The following is a 13,900-nucleotide window of genomic DNA, read 5'->3' on the forward strand; positions in this document are numbered from 1 at the left end:
CGAAGCCCGTGGAGCTGGAAAGCCCGCACGACCCGCGGGCGAAGCCCGTGGAACAAGAAGTGCGTCGCGCAGCGGCGCGTGGGGGGTGTGCAGTGGGAACCCCCCACAGACCCGCGTGCGAAGCCCGTGGAGCTGGAAAGCCCGCACGACCCGCGGGCGAAGCCCGTGGAGCTGGAAAGCCCGCACGACCCGCGGGCGAAGCCCGTGGAACAAGAAGTGCGTCGCGCAGCGGCGTATGGGGGGTGTGGGGTGGGAACCCCCCACAGAACCGCGGGCGAAGCCCGTGGAGCTAGGAACAGCATTACTTGGCGGTCAGCTCGGACCCGCCGTCGGCGTGGTACTGGGTGCCCTCGACGAACTCGGAGGCGAAGCGCTCGCGCAGCGCGTCCAGCTGGCTCCACTCGGCCTGGTGCGAGGACTCCGAGCCCTCGGCCGCGAAGATGTGGTTCGAGTCGTACTCGTCGTGGCTGTAGTTCGTGTACTCGGTCTCCTCGTAGCGAGCACCCGACGGGTCCTCGAACTCGACGTGGCGGCCCTGCTGGAAGTCGGTCGACTCGGCCGACTCGGTGTCCTGCTCGTACACGTTGAAGTTGCTGTCGTAGTCCGACTCGCTGCCGGAGGCCTGCTGCAGGTGCTCCAGCTCGCCGCTCTCGGCACCGGCCTCGTAGTGGCCGTAGTCGACGCCCTGCGGGTCGTCGTAGGTCTCGATCTCGCTCATGGTGCGCTCCTTCTGGGAAGTGGTTGGTGTGGCCTTGCGATGGATAGAACGTTACGGTCCGCCACAGCCCATCGAATCCCGGAAACGTGCCACCACGCAGAGGGGCCGCGGAGACGCCTCAGAGGCGCCGCAGCGCCGCCGACGTCGCCTCGTCGGCGGGGAAGAACGACTCGATCGCGAGCTCGGAGACGGTCACGTCGAGCGGCGAGCCGAACACCGCCGTGATGCTGAAGAAGCGCAGCTCGGCGTTGCCGACCCGGATGCGGAACGGCACCACGACGTCCTGCGCGCGCTTCGGCGGCGCCTCGCCGCCGCCCGGGTAGCCGCGCAGCTCCTCCAGCAGCTCGCGCAGGTCCGCGGCGCCGGTCGCGGCGACCTGCCGCTCCAGCCGGCTCAGCAGGTGCGCCCGCCACTCGGCCAGGTTGACGATCCGCGGCGCCAGCCCGTCGGGGTGCAGCGACAGCCGCAGGACGTTCACCGGCGGCTCCAGCAGGTGCGCGGCCACTCCCTCGATGAGCCGGGCGATCGGCGCGTTCGCGTCGAGCATGTCCCACCGCCGGTCGACGACCACGGCCGGATACGGCTCGTGCCCCGCCAGCACCTGGCGCAGCGACGCGCGGACCTCCTTGAGCTGAGGGCCGTCGAGCCGGCCCTCCGGGTACGCCGGTGCGTAGCCGCCGGCCAGCAGCAGCGCGTTGCGCTCGCGCAGCGGCACGTCGAGCTGCTCGGTGAGGCGCAGGATCATGGCGCTCGTCGGCCGCGAGCGCCCGGTCTCCACGAAGCTCAGGTGCCGGGTCGAGATGTCGGCCTGGATCGACAGCTCCAGCTGGCTCAGCCGGCGCCTTTCCCGCCATTCACGCAGCAGTACCCCCACCGGCCGATTTTCCATGATTCCGATCGTAGGAGGGCCTCCGACAGCGCGACCATTACCTCTCGCGTAATCGACGGCGTGCGGTGGTACCGGGCAGCCTCTTGGGCATGACGGACTACGAGAACCTCGCCGGGCGGTACCTCCAGATCTGGAACGACACGAACCCCACCACCCGCCGGGCGGCGATCGATGCACTGTTCACCGCGGACGTGACCTTCGTCGACCCGACGGCGGCGGTCGCCGGCCGCGCCGCGATCGACAGCCTGATCGGCGCCGTCCAGGCGCAGCTGCCGGGCTACGTGCTGAGCCTCGCCGGCACCGTCGACGGGCACCACGACCAGGCCCGTTTCGGCTGGGAGGGCGCCCGGCCGGGCGGCGCGGCCGAGGTGGCCGGCTTCGACGTGGTGACGCTGGCGCCGGACGGCCGGATCGACCGGGTGCTGGGCTTCCTGGACCTGGTGCCCGCCTAGGGTGTCGCCGCGTGGGTGGGGTCGCCCCGCCCACGCGGTGGCCGTTTGGTGCGCGGGGATGACAGACTTCGTTGCCGTGGACAGCGAAACTTTCTGGTCGATCATCGACGGGGCCCGCTCCGCCGCCGGCGACCGTGTCACGCCGGGCTTCGCGGAGCGCTTCACCGCCGCGCTGCGGATGCGCCTGGCCACCCTGGACAAGAGCGAGCTGCTCGACTTCGACGCCCGCCGCACGGAGCTGCAGGCCCGCGCCAACTCCCCGGCGATGTGGGCGACGGGCCGGATCGTGGCCCGCTTCGCCGACGCGTTCGTCGACGGCTTGATCGCGCGTGGCCGCGACGTCTACGAGCGCGCCGTGGCCGACCCCGACGCGCTGGCGGAGGACCCGGTGGTCCGCGCGGTGGCCGCGGGCGAGCTCCCGGCCCACGAGCTGGCGCCGCGCGAGGTCGAGGACCTGGCCGAGGAGCTGTACGGCGAGGAGGACGACTACCCGATGCTCCTGCGCGCCCGCACCGGCCAGGTGGCCCCGCTGACCACGGACGACTGGGACGACGAGGACGACGAGGCGGTCCGCAAGCACCTGCCGAAGATCGCCGCGCTGTTCCTCTCCTGACGGGTGCTGCCGTGATCGATGGAGCCGGCTGGCTGTCATAGCGACCGGAAGTCTCCATCGATCTTGGAAGCCATCGTGGTCGCGCTGACCACGCTGCGCCTGCTTGCGGTGGCCGTTTGCGGGCCTGGTCGGTGAGGGTAGATCGACCAACGTCTGTGGAAAACCGCGCACGGGTGGTGAGTGCAGGGCCCGCAGGTGGGTGTCAGGTGCTGGCCGGAGCTGTGGTAGCGGCGCGGATGCTGCGCAGCCCGGAGAAGATCATGCAGCCGGGCAGCGTCAGCGCCAGACTGTTCGACACCAGCTGCAGCGGTGAGCCCGTCGCCGCCCCCGCCGCGTCCCACGTCGGGCTCAGGGCCGACAGCAGCGTGCCGCCCACCGCGAAGAATGCCACCGTCGCCAGCGCGGCGATGCCCGTCACGCGGGCGAACTGGCGGCCCACCGTGACGAAGCGGGTGCCGATGCCGCAGGCCAGCGCGGCCAGCAGGGCGCCGGCGAAGACCGCGTAGCTCGCGTAGTCCACCGTGTTGGCCAGCACCGCGTAGAAGCGGTCCGGCTCCCACGACCAGCCGGTCGACGCGCCGCGCCAGGCCAGCTCCGAGATGATGTTCTGGGCGGCGACCGCACCGGCCACGATCAGGGCCGTGCGGCGGGCCTGGGCCAGCGCCAGCTCCCGCTGGTAGTCGGGGGCCAGCTCGTGCACCGCGCCGAACTCGTCCACGGCCTGGCGCTCGGCCGCGGCCCGGTCGAGGCCGTCCTCCTCGTATCGCGCGGCCGCGTCCACGAGGCTGTCGCGCGCCTCGGTCACCAGGTCGGCCTTGGCCGCGCGCGGGCCGCGCAGCGTGCGGCGGAGCGCGGCGACATACGCGTCGATCGGGCCAGCAACCATCACCACCACCTCAGTATGCCGACGCGCGTGCGACGGCGACTGAGGGTTGACCCTGACCTTTCCCCGGGTTGTCCGCGCACGTCTGGCGCGTCGAGGACAAGGGCGGCTACATGTAGACGCACTACCTATGAACGACGAAGGGACGACGACCGTGCGCAAGTGGCTTCTCGGCGGGCTCGGCCTGCTGCTGGTCCTGTGCGGGGGAGGGGTCGCCGCGATCACCTGGGTCCTCAACCGCAGCGCCGTCAACACGATCGGGAAGGTGAACTTCGACCGTGCGCTGAAGATCCCGCCGCTGGCCGAGTCCGCCGTGGACGGGCAGGGGCGGCGCGTCTTCGAGCTCAAGGCCCAGGCCGGCGAGAGCGACCTCGGCCACGGCGCGACCCGCACCTGGGGCTACAACGGGTCTTACCTCGGGCCGACCCTGCGCGCCAAGCGCGGCGAGCAGCTCGTGGTGAACATCCACAACGGCCTCGGCGAGCCGACCACGGTCCACTGGCACGGCATGCACCTGCCGGCCCAGGCCGACGGCGGCCCGCACCGCCCGATCGCGGCCGGCGGCGGCATGTTCCAGGCGGCGTGGAAGCTCGACCAGCCGGCCGCGACGCTCTGGTACCACCCCCACCCCAGCGAGCGGACCGAGGCGCAGGTCTACCGCGGCCTGGCCGGCATGTTCATCGTCGACGACCCGGCGACGGACAGCGCGCAGCTGCCCCACGAGTACGGCGTCGACGACGTGCCGGTGATCGTGCAGGACAAGGTGTTCGACGGCAGCCAGCTCAGCATGAGCGACCGGTTCGGCAGCGACATCGGCGTGCTCGGCGACGAGCTGCTCGTCAACGGCACCCCGGGCCCGTATCTCGACGTGCAGACCGAACGCGTCCGGCTGCGCCTGCTCAACGGCTCGACCGCGCGCGTCTACAACTTCACGCTCGAGGGCGGCCGCCAGTTCGCCATGGTGGGCTCCGACGGCGGTCTGCTCGCCCGGCCGTACATGACGGATCATCTGCGGCTCTCCGTGGGGGAGCGGGCCGAGATCGTGGTCGAGCTCAAGCCGGGGGAGCACCTGGCGCTGCGCAGCGAGCGGCCGCTGCCCGACTTCGACTTCGGCAACCGCAAGTTCCAGGGCGGCGAGGACTCGTTCGACGTGCTCCAGCTGCGCGCCGCCCCGACGCTGCGCAAGAGCCCCGAGCTGCCGGCGGCCCTCGTCGACACGCCGCGGCTCGACCCGAAGCAGGCGGCGGCGAAGCGCGACTTCACGTTCTCCGGCCGCGACATCAACGGCGACGGGATGGACATGGACCGGGTCGACGCGGTGGTCGTGAAGAACACGACCGAGGTGTGGAACGTCGAGAACGGCCACGACACGCCGCACAGCTTCCACATCCACGACGTGCAGTTCCAGGTGCTCTCGATCGACGGCGCGGCGCCGCCGGAGCCGCTGGGCGGCTGGAAGGACACGCTCTTCCTGGAGCCGCACCGCAAGTTCTCGGTCATCGCGCGGTTCGCCGACTACGCCGACCCGACGACGGCCTACATGTTCCACTGCCACGTCCTGCGCCACGAGGACGAGGGGATGATGGGCCAGTTCGTGGTCGTCGAGAAGAAGGGCGACAAGCCACGCCTGCAGCACGGCTGAGGTGCCGGGCCCCCCGTGGCGGCGCGGGGCCCGGCACGTCTCGCAAGCGTTCCGTCGTCCCCGTGCGTCGTCCCTATGGCGGCGGCAACCCAACGAGAACCGCTCTGTGATCGGCATGACACATCGATCAACGCTCCCATGTCAAGGGCGAGGTGTCGGATGTCACCGTGGCTCGCCCAGGTGTCGGCGGAGCGCGACGGGAGCGTCTCGCTCGGTGCCCGTCCAGGCGGTGTGGCCGTCCGGCCGCACCAGCACCCAGCGGTCGTGCGGGGCGGCGACGAGCCGGTCGGCATAGCCGGCCGGCACCGCCGGCGGGCCGAGCAGCACGTGCCGGCCGGACCGCAGCAGCTCGTACAGCCGCTGCCCGGTCGGCACGGTCACGTCTGCCTGCCGAGGGGCGTGCGGGTAGCCGATGCCGATGCCCGACACCGTGCCGGCCGCCCGGCGCATGACGGTCGGCACGTGCAGCAGCGCCCCGCCGAGCAGGTCGCGGCCGGCCCGCGCGGCCCGGGACTGGAGCATCGCCAGCCGGATCAGGCCGCCGCTGCTGCGCAGGACGAGGGCGCCGACGGGGTGGCGCTCGTCGTGGTACGAGTCGAGCAGGCCCGCCGGGGCCCAGCCGGCGGCGGTCGCGGCCAGCTTCCAGCCGAGGTTCGCCGCGTCCTGCAGGCCGGTGTTCATGCCCTGGCCGCCGGCGGGGGAGTGCACGTGCGCGGCGTCGCCCGCGAGGAACGCGCGCCCCACGCGGTACCGCGGAACCTGACGCTCATCGCTGTGGAAACGGGACATCCAGCGCGCGTCGTGCATCCCGAAGTCGGTGCCGAGCGCCAGCCGGGTCACCTCCCGGACCTCGTCGAGGGTGAGCGGGGCGTCGTCGGGCCGGTCGGCGCGCCGGTCCCAGGCGAAGATCCGGTGCCACCCGTCGCCGAACGGCGCGACGAACGCGAACCCCTCGGCGCCGGCGTTGACGGCCAGCGTGTCCTCGGGCGCGTCGGTCAGCCGCACGTCGGCCAGCATGATCGAGCGGAGCACCGCCCAGCCCGGGAACGGCACGCCGAGCGCCGAGCGGACCACGCTGCGCACGCCGTCGGCCCCCACGACGTAGTCGGCCGCGAACGTCCCGTCGCCGGTCACCACCTCGACCCCGTTGTCGTCCTGCCGCACGCCGGTCACCTCGACGCCGCGCAGCAGCCGGGCGCCCGCCCCCACGGCGCGCTCCTCGAGGATCCTCTCCACGTGGTACTGCGGGGTGATCAGCAGGAACGCGAAGCGCGACGGCAGCACGCCCAGATCGACCCGCACGCGCTCGAACAGGCGCAGCCGGCGGATCGCGGTGCCCGTCGCGATCAGCTCCTCCGCCAGCCCCCGGGCGTCGAGCTGCTCCAGCGTGCGGGCGTGCACGCCGAACGCGCGGGTCAGGTTGGACTCGGCGCCGCGCCGCTCCAGCACGGTGACGTCGACCCCGGCCGCGGCGAGGTCCCCGGCGAGCAGCAGCCCGGTCGGCCCGGCGCCGACGATGACGCTCCTCATGGCTTCTCCTCTATGCCAACATCTGTTTGCCAACGACTGTAGGCCAACTGCTGTTGGTGCTGCAAGTTGACCTGAAGAGGGGTTCAAGTTGCACCCTGGTTGCCGTGCAGAACCGACGCGCCCTCACCATCGGCATGGTCTCGCTGGTCACGTTCGCCGCCTTCGAGGCGGTCGCCGTGACGGCGGCGATGCCGACCGTCGCCCGGGCCCTCGACGGCCTCGCGCTGTACGGCTTCACCTTCGGCGGCCCGCTCGCCACGAGCGTCGTCGCGATGGTGCTCGCCGGCGGCTGGAGCGACCGGGCGGGCCCGGCCCGCCCGACGCTGGTCGGCGTGGCGCTGTTCTGCCTCGGCCTGCTGGTCGCCGGCCTCGCCCCGGACATGTGGGCGCTGGTCGCCGGCCGGCTCGTCCAGGGCTTCGGCGGCGGCCTGTTCACCGTGGCGGCATACGTGGTCGTCGGTCGCGCGTACCCGAACGACCAGCACCCACGCATCTTCTCCGCCTTCGCCGCGGCCTGGGTCCTGCCCGCGGTCGTGGGCCCGACGGTGGCCGGCGTCATCGTGGAGCATCTGGGCTGGCGTTGGGTCTTCCTGCTGGTGGCATTCGCGTCGGTACCGGCGACGCTGATGATCTGGCCGCAGATCCGCCTGATCACGGGCCAGCCGGCGGCGACGGCCGTCAACCGCCGCGTACCGTGGGCGATCGGCGCCGCGGCGAGTCTCTGCCTGCTGTACCTGGGCGGTCAGCGGGTCGACTTCCTGACCCTGCTGTACCTCGGCCTGGGCCTGGCCGGCGTGGTGTTCTGCGCGCCGAGGCTCCTCCCGCGGGGCACGTTCCGGGCGGGCCGCGGCCTGCCGAGCGTGGTCCTGCTGCGCGGCCTGGCGGGCGCCGCCTTCGTCCAGACCGACGTGTTCATCCCCCTGCTCCTCACCCGCGAGCGCGGCCTGAGCCCGACACTGGCCGGCCTCACCCTGACCACCGGCGCCATCTGCTGGTCGGCCGGCTCCTGGCTGCAGGCCCGCCAGGCGCAGCGCCTGACGTCCGCCGCCCGCCTGCGCCTGGGTCTGGTCGCGATCGCCGTGGGCGTGGTGTCGGCCCTCTCGCTGGTGGTGCCGTCGGTCCCCGTGCCGGTGGTGCTGGTGGGCTGGGCGATCGGCGGCTTCGGCATGGGCCTGGCCTACCCGACGATGTCGGCGCTGGTCCTTTCGCTCTCCGCGCCGGGCACGCAGGGCGCGAACAGCTCGGCCCTCCAGGTCGGCGACGCGCTGCTCACGACGACGGTCCTCGCGGTGGGCGGCTCACTGTTCGCGCTGCTGGTCGACACCCCGGCGGGCTACCTGGCGGCGTTCTCGGTGGCGCTGGTCCCGGCCCTGCTGGGCATCTGGGTGGCCGGCTCAACGACCCCGCAGCCACCGGTGCACGAGGGCGAGGGGCACGACCCCGACGGGGTACCAGAGCAGGTCGACGGGATCGAACGCCACCCCGAGCGCGAGCCGAGCGAGCAGGCTGTGCGCGGATAGGGTGCGGGGAAGGTCGGTAATCTGGAGCAGCTCGACGCCCCAGCACCAGCCGAGCGCGAGGCCGGCGGTGGCGAGCGGCGTGAGCCGCGGCCAGAGGGCGAGCAGCCCGCCGTACGCCATGGTCGCGTAGAGGGCGGTGCCGGAGTACTGCGAGAGCGGGCTGCTGGTCTCGATGTACTGCCCGTTGAGCGCCCGGATCCCGAACGCGAGGCCGAGCGCTGCGACGACGACGCCGAGCCCGCTGAGCCGCACTGTCCGATCCGAGATCACCACGGCCGCGATGCTAGCCCCTGCCTACCACCCCGCCTGGTCCGCTCGACCCGTGCGCGCTTGCCGCGGTCCCGCTCCCGCGGCCGCGCGCCTTCTGTGTCGCGCGCTGCTGGTGTCAGGCATCCGGTTCGCGGGTCAGGCTGAGACGTTGGTCGATCTACCCTCGCAATTCAAGATCGAACCGAGGGTAGATCGACCAACGTCAAAAGCAGGAGACCTACGGCTGCGACAGCTCCACGCCCGCGCCCGGGCCCAGTTGCAGGAACTCCAGCAGGTCGGCTGCCGCCGCCAGCACCGCCGACGCGGCCTCGTCGCCCAGGCGGCGGAACGGGCGGACGCGGACCGTGCCCTGCTCGACCGCCCACAGGCCCGCGACGAAGCCGTCGACGAGGAACGTCGGGTGGACCATCGAGTAGCCCGGGCAGACCCGCGCCCGGTCCTCGTCGCTCACGATCCGGGTGCGGTCGGCGTGGCTCAGGACGAGGTTGTCGAACTCGGGCAGGAAGCGTACCGGCGCCGGTTCGTCCGGGTCGGCCAGCGGCTCGTCCGGCAGGTCGAGTAGCTCGCGGCCGTCTTCCGCGCGGTACACCCGCAAATGCGGACGCAACGCCTCGACCGAGGCTCGCAGCCGGCGGAGTCCGGACCAATTCTGCAGGTCGGCGTGCGTGGCCGGGCCGCACGACCGGAGGTACCGCCGGAGCAGCATCTCCACCGTGGGCGCCTCGGCCAGCGGTGCGCCCAGCCAATCCTCGGCCAGCGCCACCGACACGTGCCCCCGCCGGCGCCACACGCCCGACGGCGGCGGGTGCAGGAGCGCCAGCTGGTGCTGGACGACCCAGGCCAGGGTGATCCCCTGCCGGCCCGGGAACCGCTCGGCGAGCTGCTTGGCCAGCTTCGGCCGGGTCATCGGCTGCCCGTCGAGGATCTCGCGGCCGGCCCGTGCGACCTCGGCGAGGTCCAAGCCCTCCAACTCGCGGCGGAAGATCGACAGCCCGGTGGCGCCGATCCGCTCCCGGAGCAGCGCGCGCAGCCACAGGTAGTCGGCGCCGGTCGTGATGTGCTGGGTGCTGCGCAGCAGGCCGCCGCGCACCAGGCGGCGGTCCTCCAGCGCGGCGGTGAGCTGCTCGTGGCCCAGGCCGGTGCGGGTCCACAGCCCGACGTACGGCGCGTCGACCTCCTGCGCCTGCACGGCCACGAGATGCGCGACGACGTCCTCGATCGGGCGGCGGTCGGGCTCCAGCAGGAGCTGTCGCCGCAGGTAGGTCCGGTTGAGCCGGCGCGTGGTGAGCTTCACGGCACCGACGCTACGGCCGGATCCGGACAGGTGCTGTCCTCAACTCTCGGTGGCCCGGAAGCGCGTCACCAGCTCCACCGCGATCGAGCCGTCCGGATGTTCCCGAGCGGGCGCGTAGCCGGCCGTGCGCAGGGCGGCGAGGGTCTCCTCGGGTGGCAGCACACTCGTCAGTACCGTCGGCGCGAGCGCCCGCAGCTCCAGCCGGGCGAGGCTCTTGACCCGCAGGATCTCGTCCAGCAGGGTCGCGTCCTCGCTGTGGACGACGCAGCCGACGGCGCGCACGCGCACGCCACCGTGACGGCGGGCCACGTCGCTCACGAGGTACCGCAGCGGCTGCGGCACCCGTCCGCCCGTCGCCGCCTCCTCCAGCGCCGCCAGCAGCTCCTCGGCCGATCGACCAGCGTCGAACGCCCGGCGCACCGAGGCGGCGGAGAAGCGCCAGGTCGACGCCCCGCCGCGGGACTCGCGGTCGGCGGCCAGGTCGAGGAACGCGGCGAGCGCGGCCGACGGTGTGCCGGTCGCGACCGCGGTCAGGTCGCCCTGCAGGACCACGGTCTGCTCGGCGGCCGGGAGGTACCGGGCCAGCACCTCGGTCAGGTGCTCGCCGCCCCGGTCGTCGAGCAGGGCCCGGCAGATCTCCGTCGGTGCCAGGTGGGCGCCGACCCCGAGCAGCTCGGCCTCGTGCCAGAGGGCCACCGCCGTGGCGAGCGCCTGGTCGGGCTCGGCGACGATCAGCGGGCGGGCGAACACGAGGAACGCGCCGATGACGTCGGCGCTCGCCACGCCCAGCCCGTCGGGCAGGCTGCCGAGCAGCCCGACGACCGCGTGCCGGGCGAGGGCCGCCCCCTCCTCGCGCTGGCTGCGCACGAGCGCCGGCGTGTCGGTGGCGAGCAGGGGTGCGGCATGCATGCCGAACCAGCAGTCGAGGATTCGGCGGTACTGCTGGGCCGGTTCGAGCTTCATCCAGGCGTCGAAGTCCGGGCTGGGGGCGACCCGGTCCCCGGCCAGGCCGAGGAGCCCGCTCAACCCGGCCAGCGTCAGCCACAGCCGCAGCTCGAGGTCGGTGCCGCCGACCGTCTTGGCCAGCCGGCGCAGCTCGCGCACGCCCACGCCGCCGTTCTTGAGCATCGGCACCGGCGCGCGGCCGCACTCCTCCAGCACGGCCGTGATCGCGGCGAGGGCCGCCCGCGCGGCCGCGGCGCCGTCGCGCTCGACCATCGCGGTGCTCACCTCGACCGGCGCCAGCAGCGGCGGTGCCGGGTCGAACGGCGCGACGAAGTCCTCGCGCAGCACCACGCCGACCTCGCTCGGCAGCATCGCGGCGCCGCCGGCGATCGGGTTCCAGGCGACCAGGCCGTGGTCGATCGCCCAGCGCAGCGGGGTGCGCCGGCCGTTGCGCAGCGCGGCCATGTGCCGCGGGTCGTACCAGTACGGGTCGGTGCCCGACAGGTCGCGCAGCAGCTCGCGGGCCTCCTCCGGCGCCTCCCCGAACTGCGCGCGGACGACGGCGGCGTCGGCGAGCGCGGCGGCGATCGCCGTCACCAGCTCGCGCTGGGTGCGCCCGACCGGGGCGCCCAGCTCGTACGCGACCCGCTGCAGCTGCCCGGTCGGCACCGCTCCAAGGCCGACCACCACCGACGGCGCGAAGCCGAAACCGCCCGCGATCACCTCGTACAGCGGGACACAGCGCAGCCAGTCGCCGTCATCCGGCCAGACGAGACCCCACTCCTCCAGCGCCGTCAGGGCGGCGTCGAGCCCGGCGTCGTCCGGCAGGACGCCGAGGGCCGCCGCCAGGTCCCGCCGCCGGGTGCCGGCCGCGCGCAGCGCGAGCACCTCGGCGACCTGCAGGCCGGGCAGCGGCTGCACGGTGAGGGCCCGCACGATCGAGTCGACCGACACGAGCCGCCCGGCGAGCTCGGCCGGCGTCGCCGGCGCCAGCTCGTGCAGCGCCGCGAGCCGGGCCAGCCGGGTCGCGGGCAGTCCCTCGAGGTGCTCCAGCAGAGTCTTCACGCCGTCTCCATTGGGGCGACCCTACTGCGGCGTGCGCTCCTTGAAGAACGTCCACACGACGTCGGAGGCGTTCGTCGTCGTCTTGGTGTCGGCGAGCTCGCCGGTCGTCGCGCCGAACCAGGCGTGGCCGCCCTCCTTGACGACGTATGAGTCGGCGCGGGAGCCGTCCGGGCACCGGGTGAGGGTCCGGTCGGGCTGGGAGTTCGGCGCCGGCGTGCAGCCCAGCCGCTCGCGCCAGGTGGCGATGCCCCGGCGGAACGTGTCGGCCTGCGGGTCGGTCGCGCCGATGAGCGTGATGACGTCGACCCGGCTCGCCGGCTTGTAGTCGGCCGCCTCGGTGCGCGTGCCGTAGAAGCCGCCGCTCACCACGCCGATCGCGGCGAACGTGCCGGACGCCTCGACCGCGGCGCGGAAGGCCAGGTCGCCGCCGTTGGAGACGCCGGCAAGGAACAGCCGGCGCGCATCGGCGTTCCAGTCGGCGACGAGCTGGGCCGCGACCGCCTTCACGAACGCGACGTCGTCCTGTGCCCCGCAGCAGCCGAACGCGTTGAACTGCCCGCCGACGCCCTCCGGGTAGGCGACCAGGACGGTGTCGCGGTCGGCCCGCGCGTCGAACCCGGTGAGCTTCTGCATCGCCTGCGCGCTGCCCGGGCGGTAGTGCAGCGCGACGACCGCCGGCGCGGCGTGCGCGGGCTTCCAGCCCTCCGGGACGTGGAGGAGATATTCGCGCTCGGTGTTACCGACAGTGACCTTGATGCGGTGGTCGCCGGGCCGCGGACCGGGGTCCGGTTGATCGACGGGCTTCGTCGTCGAGCAGGCCGCAAGGAGTAACGCCACAAGTACTGTCAGTCCCCGTTTCATGGTGATAGAGCCTAGTCAAGACGTCGATGATCGCGCATCTTCGCAGGTCCGTTCAGCGGGCGGCGTAGGTAATCTTCACTATTTTCACGGATGAATCGGTACAAAGTCGGACCGCCCGCGAAATCTATGCCCTGCAACAACTGTCGCAGACCCCCTCGCTGCCTCTATGTTGTGTCGTCGCCAAGTTCCATCGGGTTGGAGTCGATGTGGGAAAGCTGCTGTTCAGGAGGGCTGCGGTCGGCATTCTCGCCGCCGCCGCGGCCGTTGGCCTATCGACGTTGTTCGCTGCTCCGGCCAGCGCCCATACGGCGGGTGTTGCTGGCAAAGCGGAGTGTGTTGACGCCGACGGTTCGGTCGCGATCACCTGGACGCTGACCAACGACTACAACAAAGAGGTTACGCTCAGTAACTTCAAGCTGAGTCCCGCCGACGCGTCCGCGAAGTTCCCGTCGAGCATCGACGCCACGCAGAACGGCAAGAAGACCACCGTCCAGTTCACCTCGAACGCGAACAAGGACGACAAGTTCGCGACGGTGGAGTTCGACGCGAAGTGGTCGGACAACTACCACCAGCACGTGACCAGCGACAAGGTGTCGCTGACCGGGCCGTGCCCGTCGCCGTCGCCTTCCAAGTCGCCGTCGAAGCCGCCGGAGGCCACCACCCCGCCCGCCGCCACCCCGTCGGCGTCGGTGCCGGGCCTACCGGTGACCGGTACCTCGAACACGCTGCCGCTGGTCGGCACGGGCGCCGCACTCGTCGCGGGCGGCGCCGCGCTGGTGTTCGCCATCCGCCGCCGTCGCCAGGTCCGCTTCACCGCCGAGTAGCCCGTCATCCGAGGGGGCAGGCGCCGTCGGGCGCCTGCCCCCTTGCTTGCTCAACGGCTCGACGCTCCCACGCCCCACCGCCCCGCCCCTACTCCGCGATCTTGGACTTGTGGTCCCGACTTTATCGTGAAATATCGGACAAATCTGGGGCCACAACTCCAAGATCGCCGCAGCTGGCCGCGTGAGGCCGGCGGAGCGGGCGAGGTGGGCGAGGCGGCGGAGTAGGCGGACGCGACAGGGCGGGCCGAGGCGGGCGGGCCGGGCCGAGGCGGTGGAGCGGGCGAGGCAGGCGGGCCGGGCCGAGGCGGTGGGGCGGACTAGTGCAGCACCGCGTTAGTTCGTCGGGGGTGTGAGCCAGGCGGTGGGGTTGTTGAGGTAGAGGCCGCAGGCGCAG

At 72.7% G+C, this 13,900-nt stretch carries 12 protein-coding genes and 1 pseudogene; 5 read left to right on the forward strand and 8 right to left on the reverse strand.

Annotated features, from left to right (window positions below; all coding sequences use genetic code 11):
• Positions 1 to 301: 301 nt before the first annotated feature.
• Together IEZ31_RS54390 and IEZ31_RS54395 are read right to left on the reverse strand one after the other, a co-directional pair.
• Positions 302 to 718: a hypothetical protein gene (locus IEZ31_RS54390; RefSeq protein ID WP_190258046.1), complete on the reverse strand. Its 417-nt coding sequence runs from the start codon at positions 716 to 718 to the stop codon at positions 302 to 304.
• A gap of 118 nt (positions 719 to 836) precedes the next feature.
• Positions 837 to 1,610: a helix-turn-helix domain-containing protein gene (locus tag IEZ31_RS54395; RefSeq protein WP_229837281.1), complete on the reverse strand. Its 774-nt coding sequence runs from the start codon at positions 1,608 to 1,610 to the stop codon at positions 837 to 839.
• A gap of 86 nt (positions 1,611 to 1,696) precedes the next feature.
• Between IEZ31_RS54395 and IEZ31_RS54400 the strand changes: the two genes are divergently transcribed.
• Together IEZ31_RS54400 and IEZ31_RS54405 are read left to right on the forward strand one after the other, a co-directional pair.
• Positions 1,697 to 2,059, forward strand: coding sequence for a nuclear transport factor 2 family protein (locus IEZ31_RS54400; protein ID WP_190258048.1), 363 nt, complete (start codon positions 1,697 to 1,699; stop codon positions 2,057 to 2,059).
• 58 nt (positions 2,060 to 2,117) lie between these two features.
• Positions 2,118 to 2,672 (forward strand): DUF4240 domain-containing protein, encoded by a 555-nt coding sequence (locus tag IEZ31_RS54405; RefSeq protein WP_190258049.1) that lies wholly within the window; start codon positions 2,118 to 2,120, stop codon positions 2,670 to 2,672.
• Between the two features lie 202 nt (positions 2,673 to 2,874).
• Here the strand turns inward: IEZ31_RS54405 and IEZ31_RS54410 are convergent, their stop codons facing one another.
• Positions 2,875 to 3,558, reverse strand: coding sequence for a permease prefix domain 1-containing protein (locus IEZ31_RS54410; RefSeq protein ID WP_229837282.1), 684 nt, complete (start codon positions 3,556 to 3,558; stop codon positions 2,875 to 2,877).
• Positions 3,559 to 3,685: 127 nt separating this feature from the next.
• Between IEZ31_RS54410 and IEZ31_RS54415 the strand changes: the two genes are divergently transcribed.
• Positions 3,686 to 5,197, forward strand: a complete 1,512-nt coding sequence (locus tag IEZ31_RS54415) for a multicopper oxidase family protein (protein WP_190258051.1) — start codon at positions 3,686 to 3,688, stop codon at positions 5,195 to 5,197.
• A 162-nt stretch (positions 5,198 to 5,359) separates the two neighbouring features.
• Here the strand turns inward: IEZ31_RS54415 and IEZ31_RS54420 are convergent, their stop codons facing one another.
• Positions 5,360 to 6,727 carry an FAD-dependent monooxygenase gene (locus tag IEZ31_RS54420; protein WP_190258052.1) on the reverse strand — a complete coding sequence of 456 codons (1,368 nt, stop codon included), beginning with the start codon at positions 6,725 to 6,727 and terminating at the stop codon, positions 5,360 to 5,362.
• A gap of 104 nt (positions 6,728 to 6,831) precedes the next feature.
• Between IEZ31_RS54420 and IEZ31_RS54425 the strand changes: the two genes are divergently transcribed.
• Complete coding sequence (locus IEZ31_RS54425) at positions 6,832 to 8,247, forward strand: MFS transporter (protein ID WP_229837280.1); 1,416 nt, start codon at positions 6,832 to 6,834, stop codon at positions 8,245 to 8,247.
• Here IEZ31_RS54425 and IEZ31_RS57975 read toward each other — a convergent pair.
• From IEZ31_RS57975 to IEZ31_RS54440, 4 genes and pseudogenes are all read right to left on the reverse strand, one after another.
• Positions 8,224 to 8,367: pseudogene (locus IEZ31_RS57975) on the reverse strand (hypothetical protein); the annotation flags it as partial. The gene IEZ31_RS54425 and the pseudogene IEZ31_RS57975 sit on opposite strands and share 24 nt — an antisense overlap.
• Positions 8,368 to 8,734: 367 nt before the next feature.
• The gene (locus tag IEZ31_RS54430) at positions 8,735 to 9,811 is read right to left on the reverse strand and encodes a winged helix DNA-binding domain-containing protein (protein WP_190258053.1); all 1,077 of its coding nucleotides are present in this window, start codon (positions 9,809 to 9,811) and stop codon (positions 8,735 to 8,737) included.
• Positions 9,812 to 9,850: 39 nt separating this feature from the next.
• On the reverse strand, positions 9,851 to 11,821 hold the full coding sequence (locus IEZ31_RS54435; RefSeq protein WP_190258054.1) for a helicase-associated domain-containing protein: 1,971 nt from the start codon (positions 11,819 to 11,821) through the stop codon (positions 9,851 to 9,853).
• 21 nt (positions 11,822 to 11,842) lie between these two features.
• Positions 11,843 to 12,682, reverse strand: coding sequence for a CE1 family esterase (locus IEZ31_RS54440; protein ID WP_190258055.1), 840 nt, complete (start codon positions 12,680 to 12,682; stop codon positions 11,843 to 11,845).
• A gap of 206 nt (positions 12,683 to 12,888) precedes the next feature.
• Here IEZ31_RS54440 and IEZ31_RS54445 point away from each other — a divergent pair, with 206 nt between their 5' ends.
• Entirely contained in the window at positions 12,889 to 13,506 is a 618-nt protein-coding gene (locus IEZ31_RS54445; RefSeq protein ID WP_190258056.1) for an LPXTG cell wall anchor domain-containing protein, read from the forward strand.
• Positions 13,507 to 13,900: the final 394 nt, after the last annotated feature.

It is taken from the genome of Dactylosporangium sucinum, from assembly GCF_014647515.1.
GTDB classification, from domain to species: Bacteria; Actinomycetota; Actinomycetes; order Mycobacteriales; family Micromonosporaceae; genus Dactylosporangium; species Dactylosporangium sucinum.

Coding starts and splice junctions, on each gene's coding strand:
- IEZ31_RS54390 (WP_190258046.1), bottom strand. CDS start 718: ATGAGCGAGATCGAGACCTACGACGACCCGCAGGGCGTCGACTACGGC.
- IEZ31_RS54400 (WP_190258048.1), top strand. CDS start 1,697: ATGACGGACTACGAGAACCTCGCCGGGCGGTACCTCCAGATCTGGAAC.
- IEZ31_RS54405 (WP_190258049.1), top strand. CDS start 2,118: ATGACAGACTTCGTTGCCGTGGACAGCGAAACTTTCTGGTCGATCATC.
- IEZ31_RS54410 (WP_229837282.1), bottom strand. CDS start 3,558: ATGGTTGCTGGCCCGATCGACGCGTATGTCGCCGCGCTCCGCCGCACG.
- IEZ31_RS54415 (WP_190258051.1), top strand. CDS start 3,686: ATGAACGACGAAGGGACGACGACCGTGCGCAAGTGGCTTCTCGGCGGG.
- IEZ31_RS54420 (WP_190258052.1), bottom strand. CDS start 6,727: ATGAGGAGCGTCATCGTCGGCGCCGGGCCGACCGGGCTGCTGCTCGCC.
- IEZ31_RS54440 (WP_190258055.1), bottom strand. CDS start 12,682: ATGAAACGGGGACTGACAGTACTTGTGGCGTTACTCCTTGCGGCCTGC.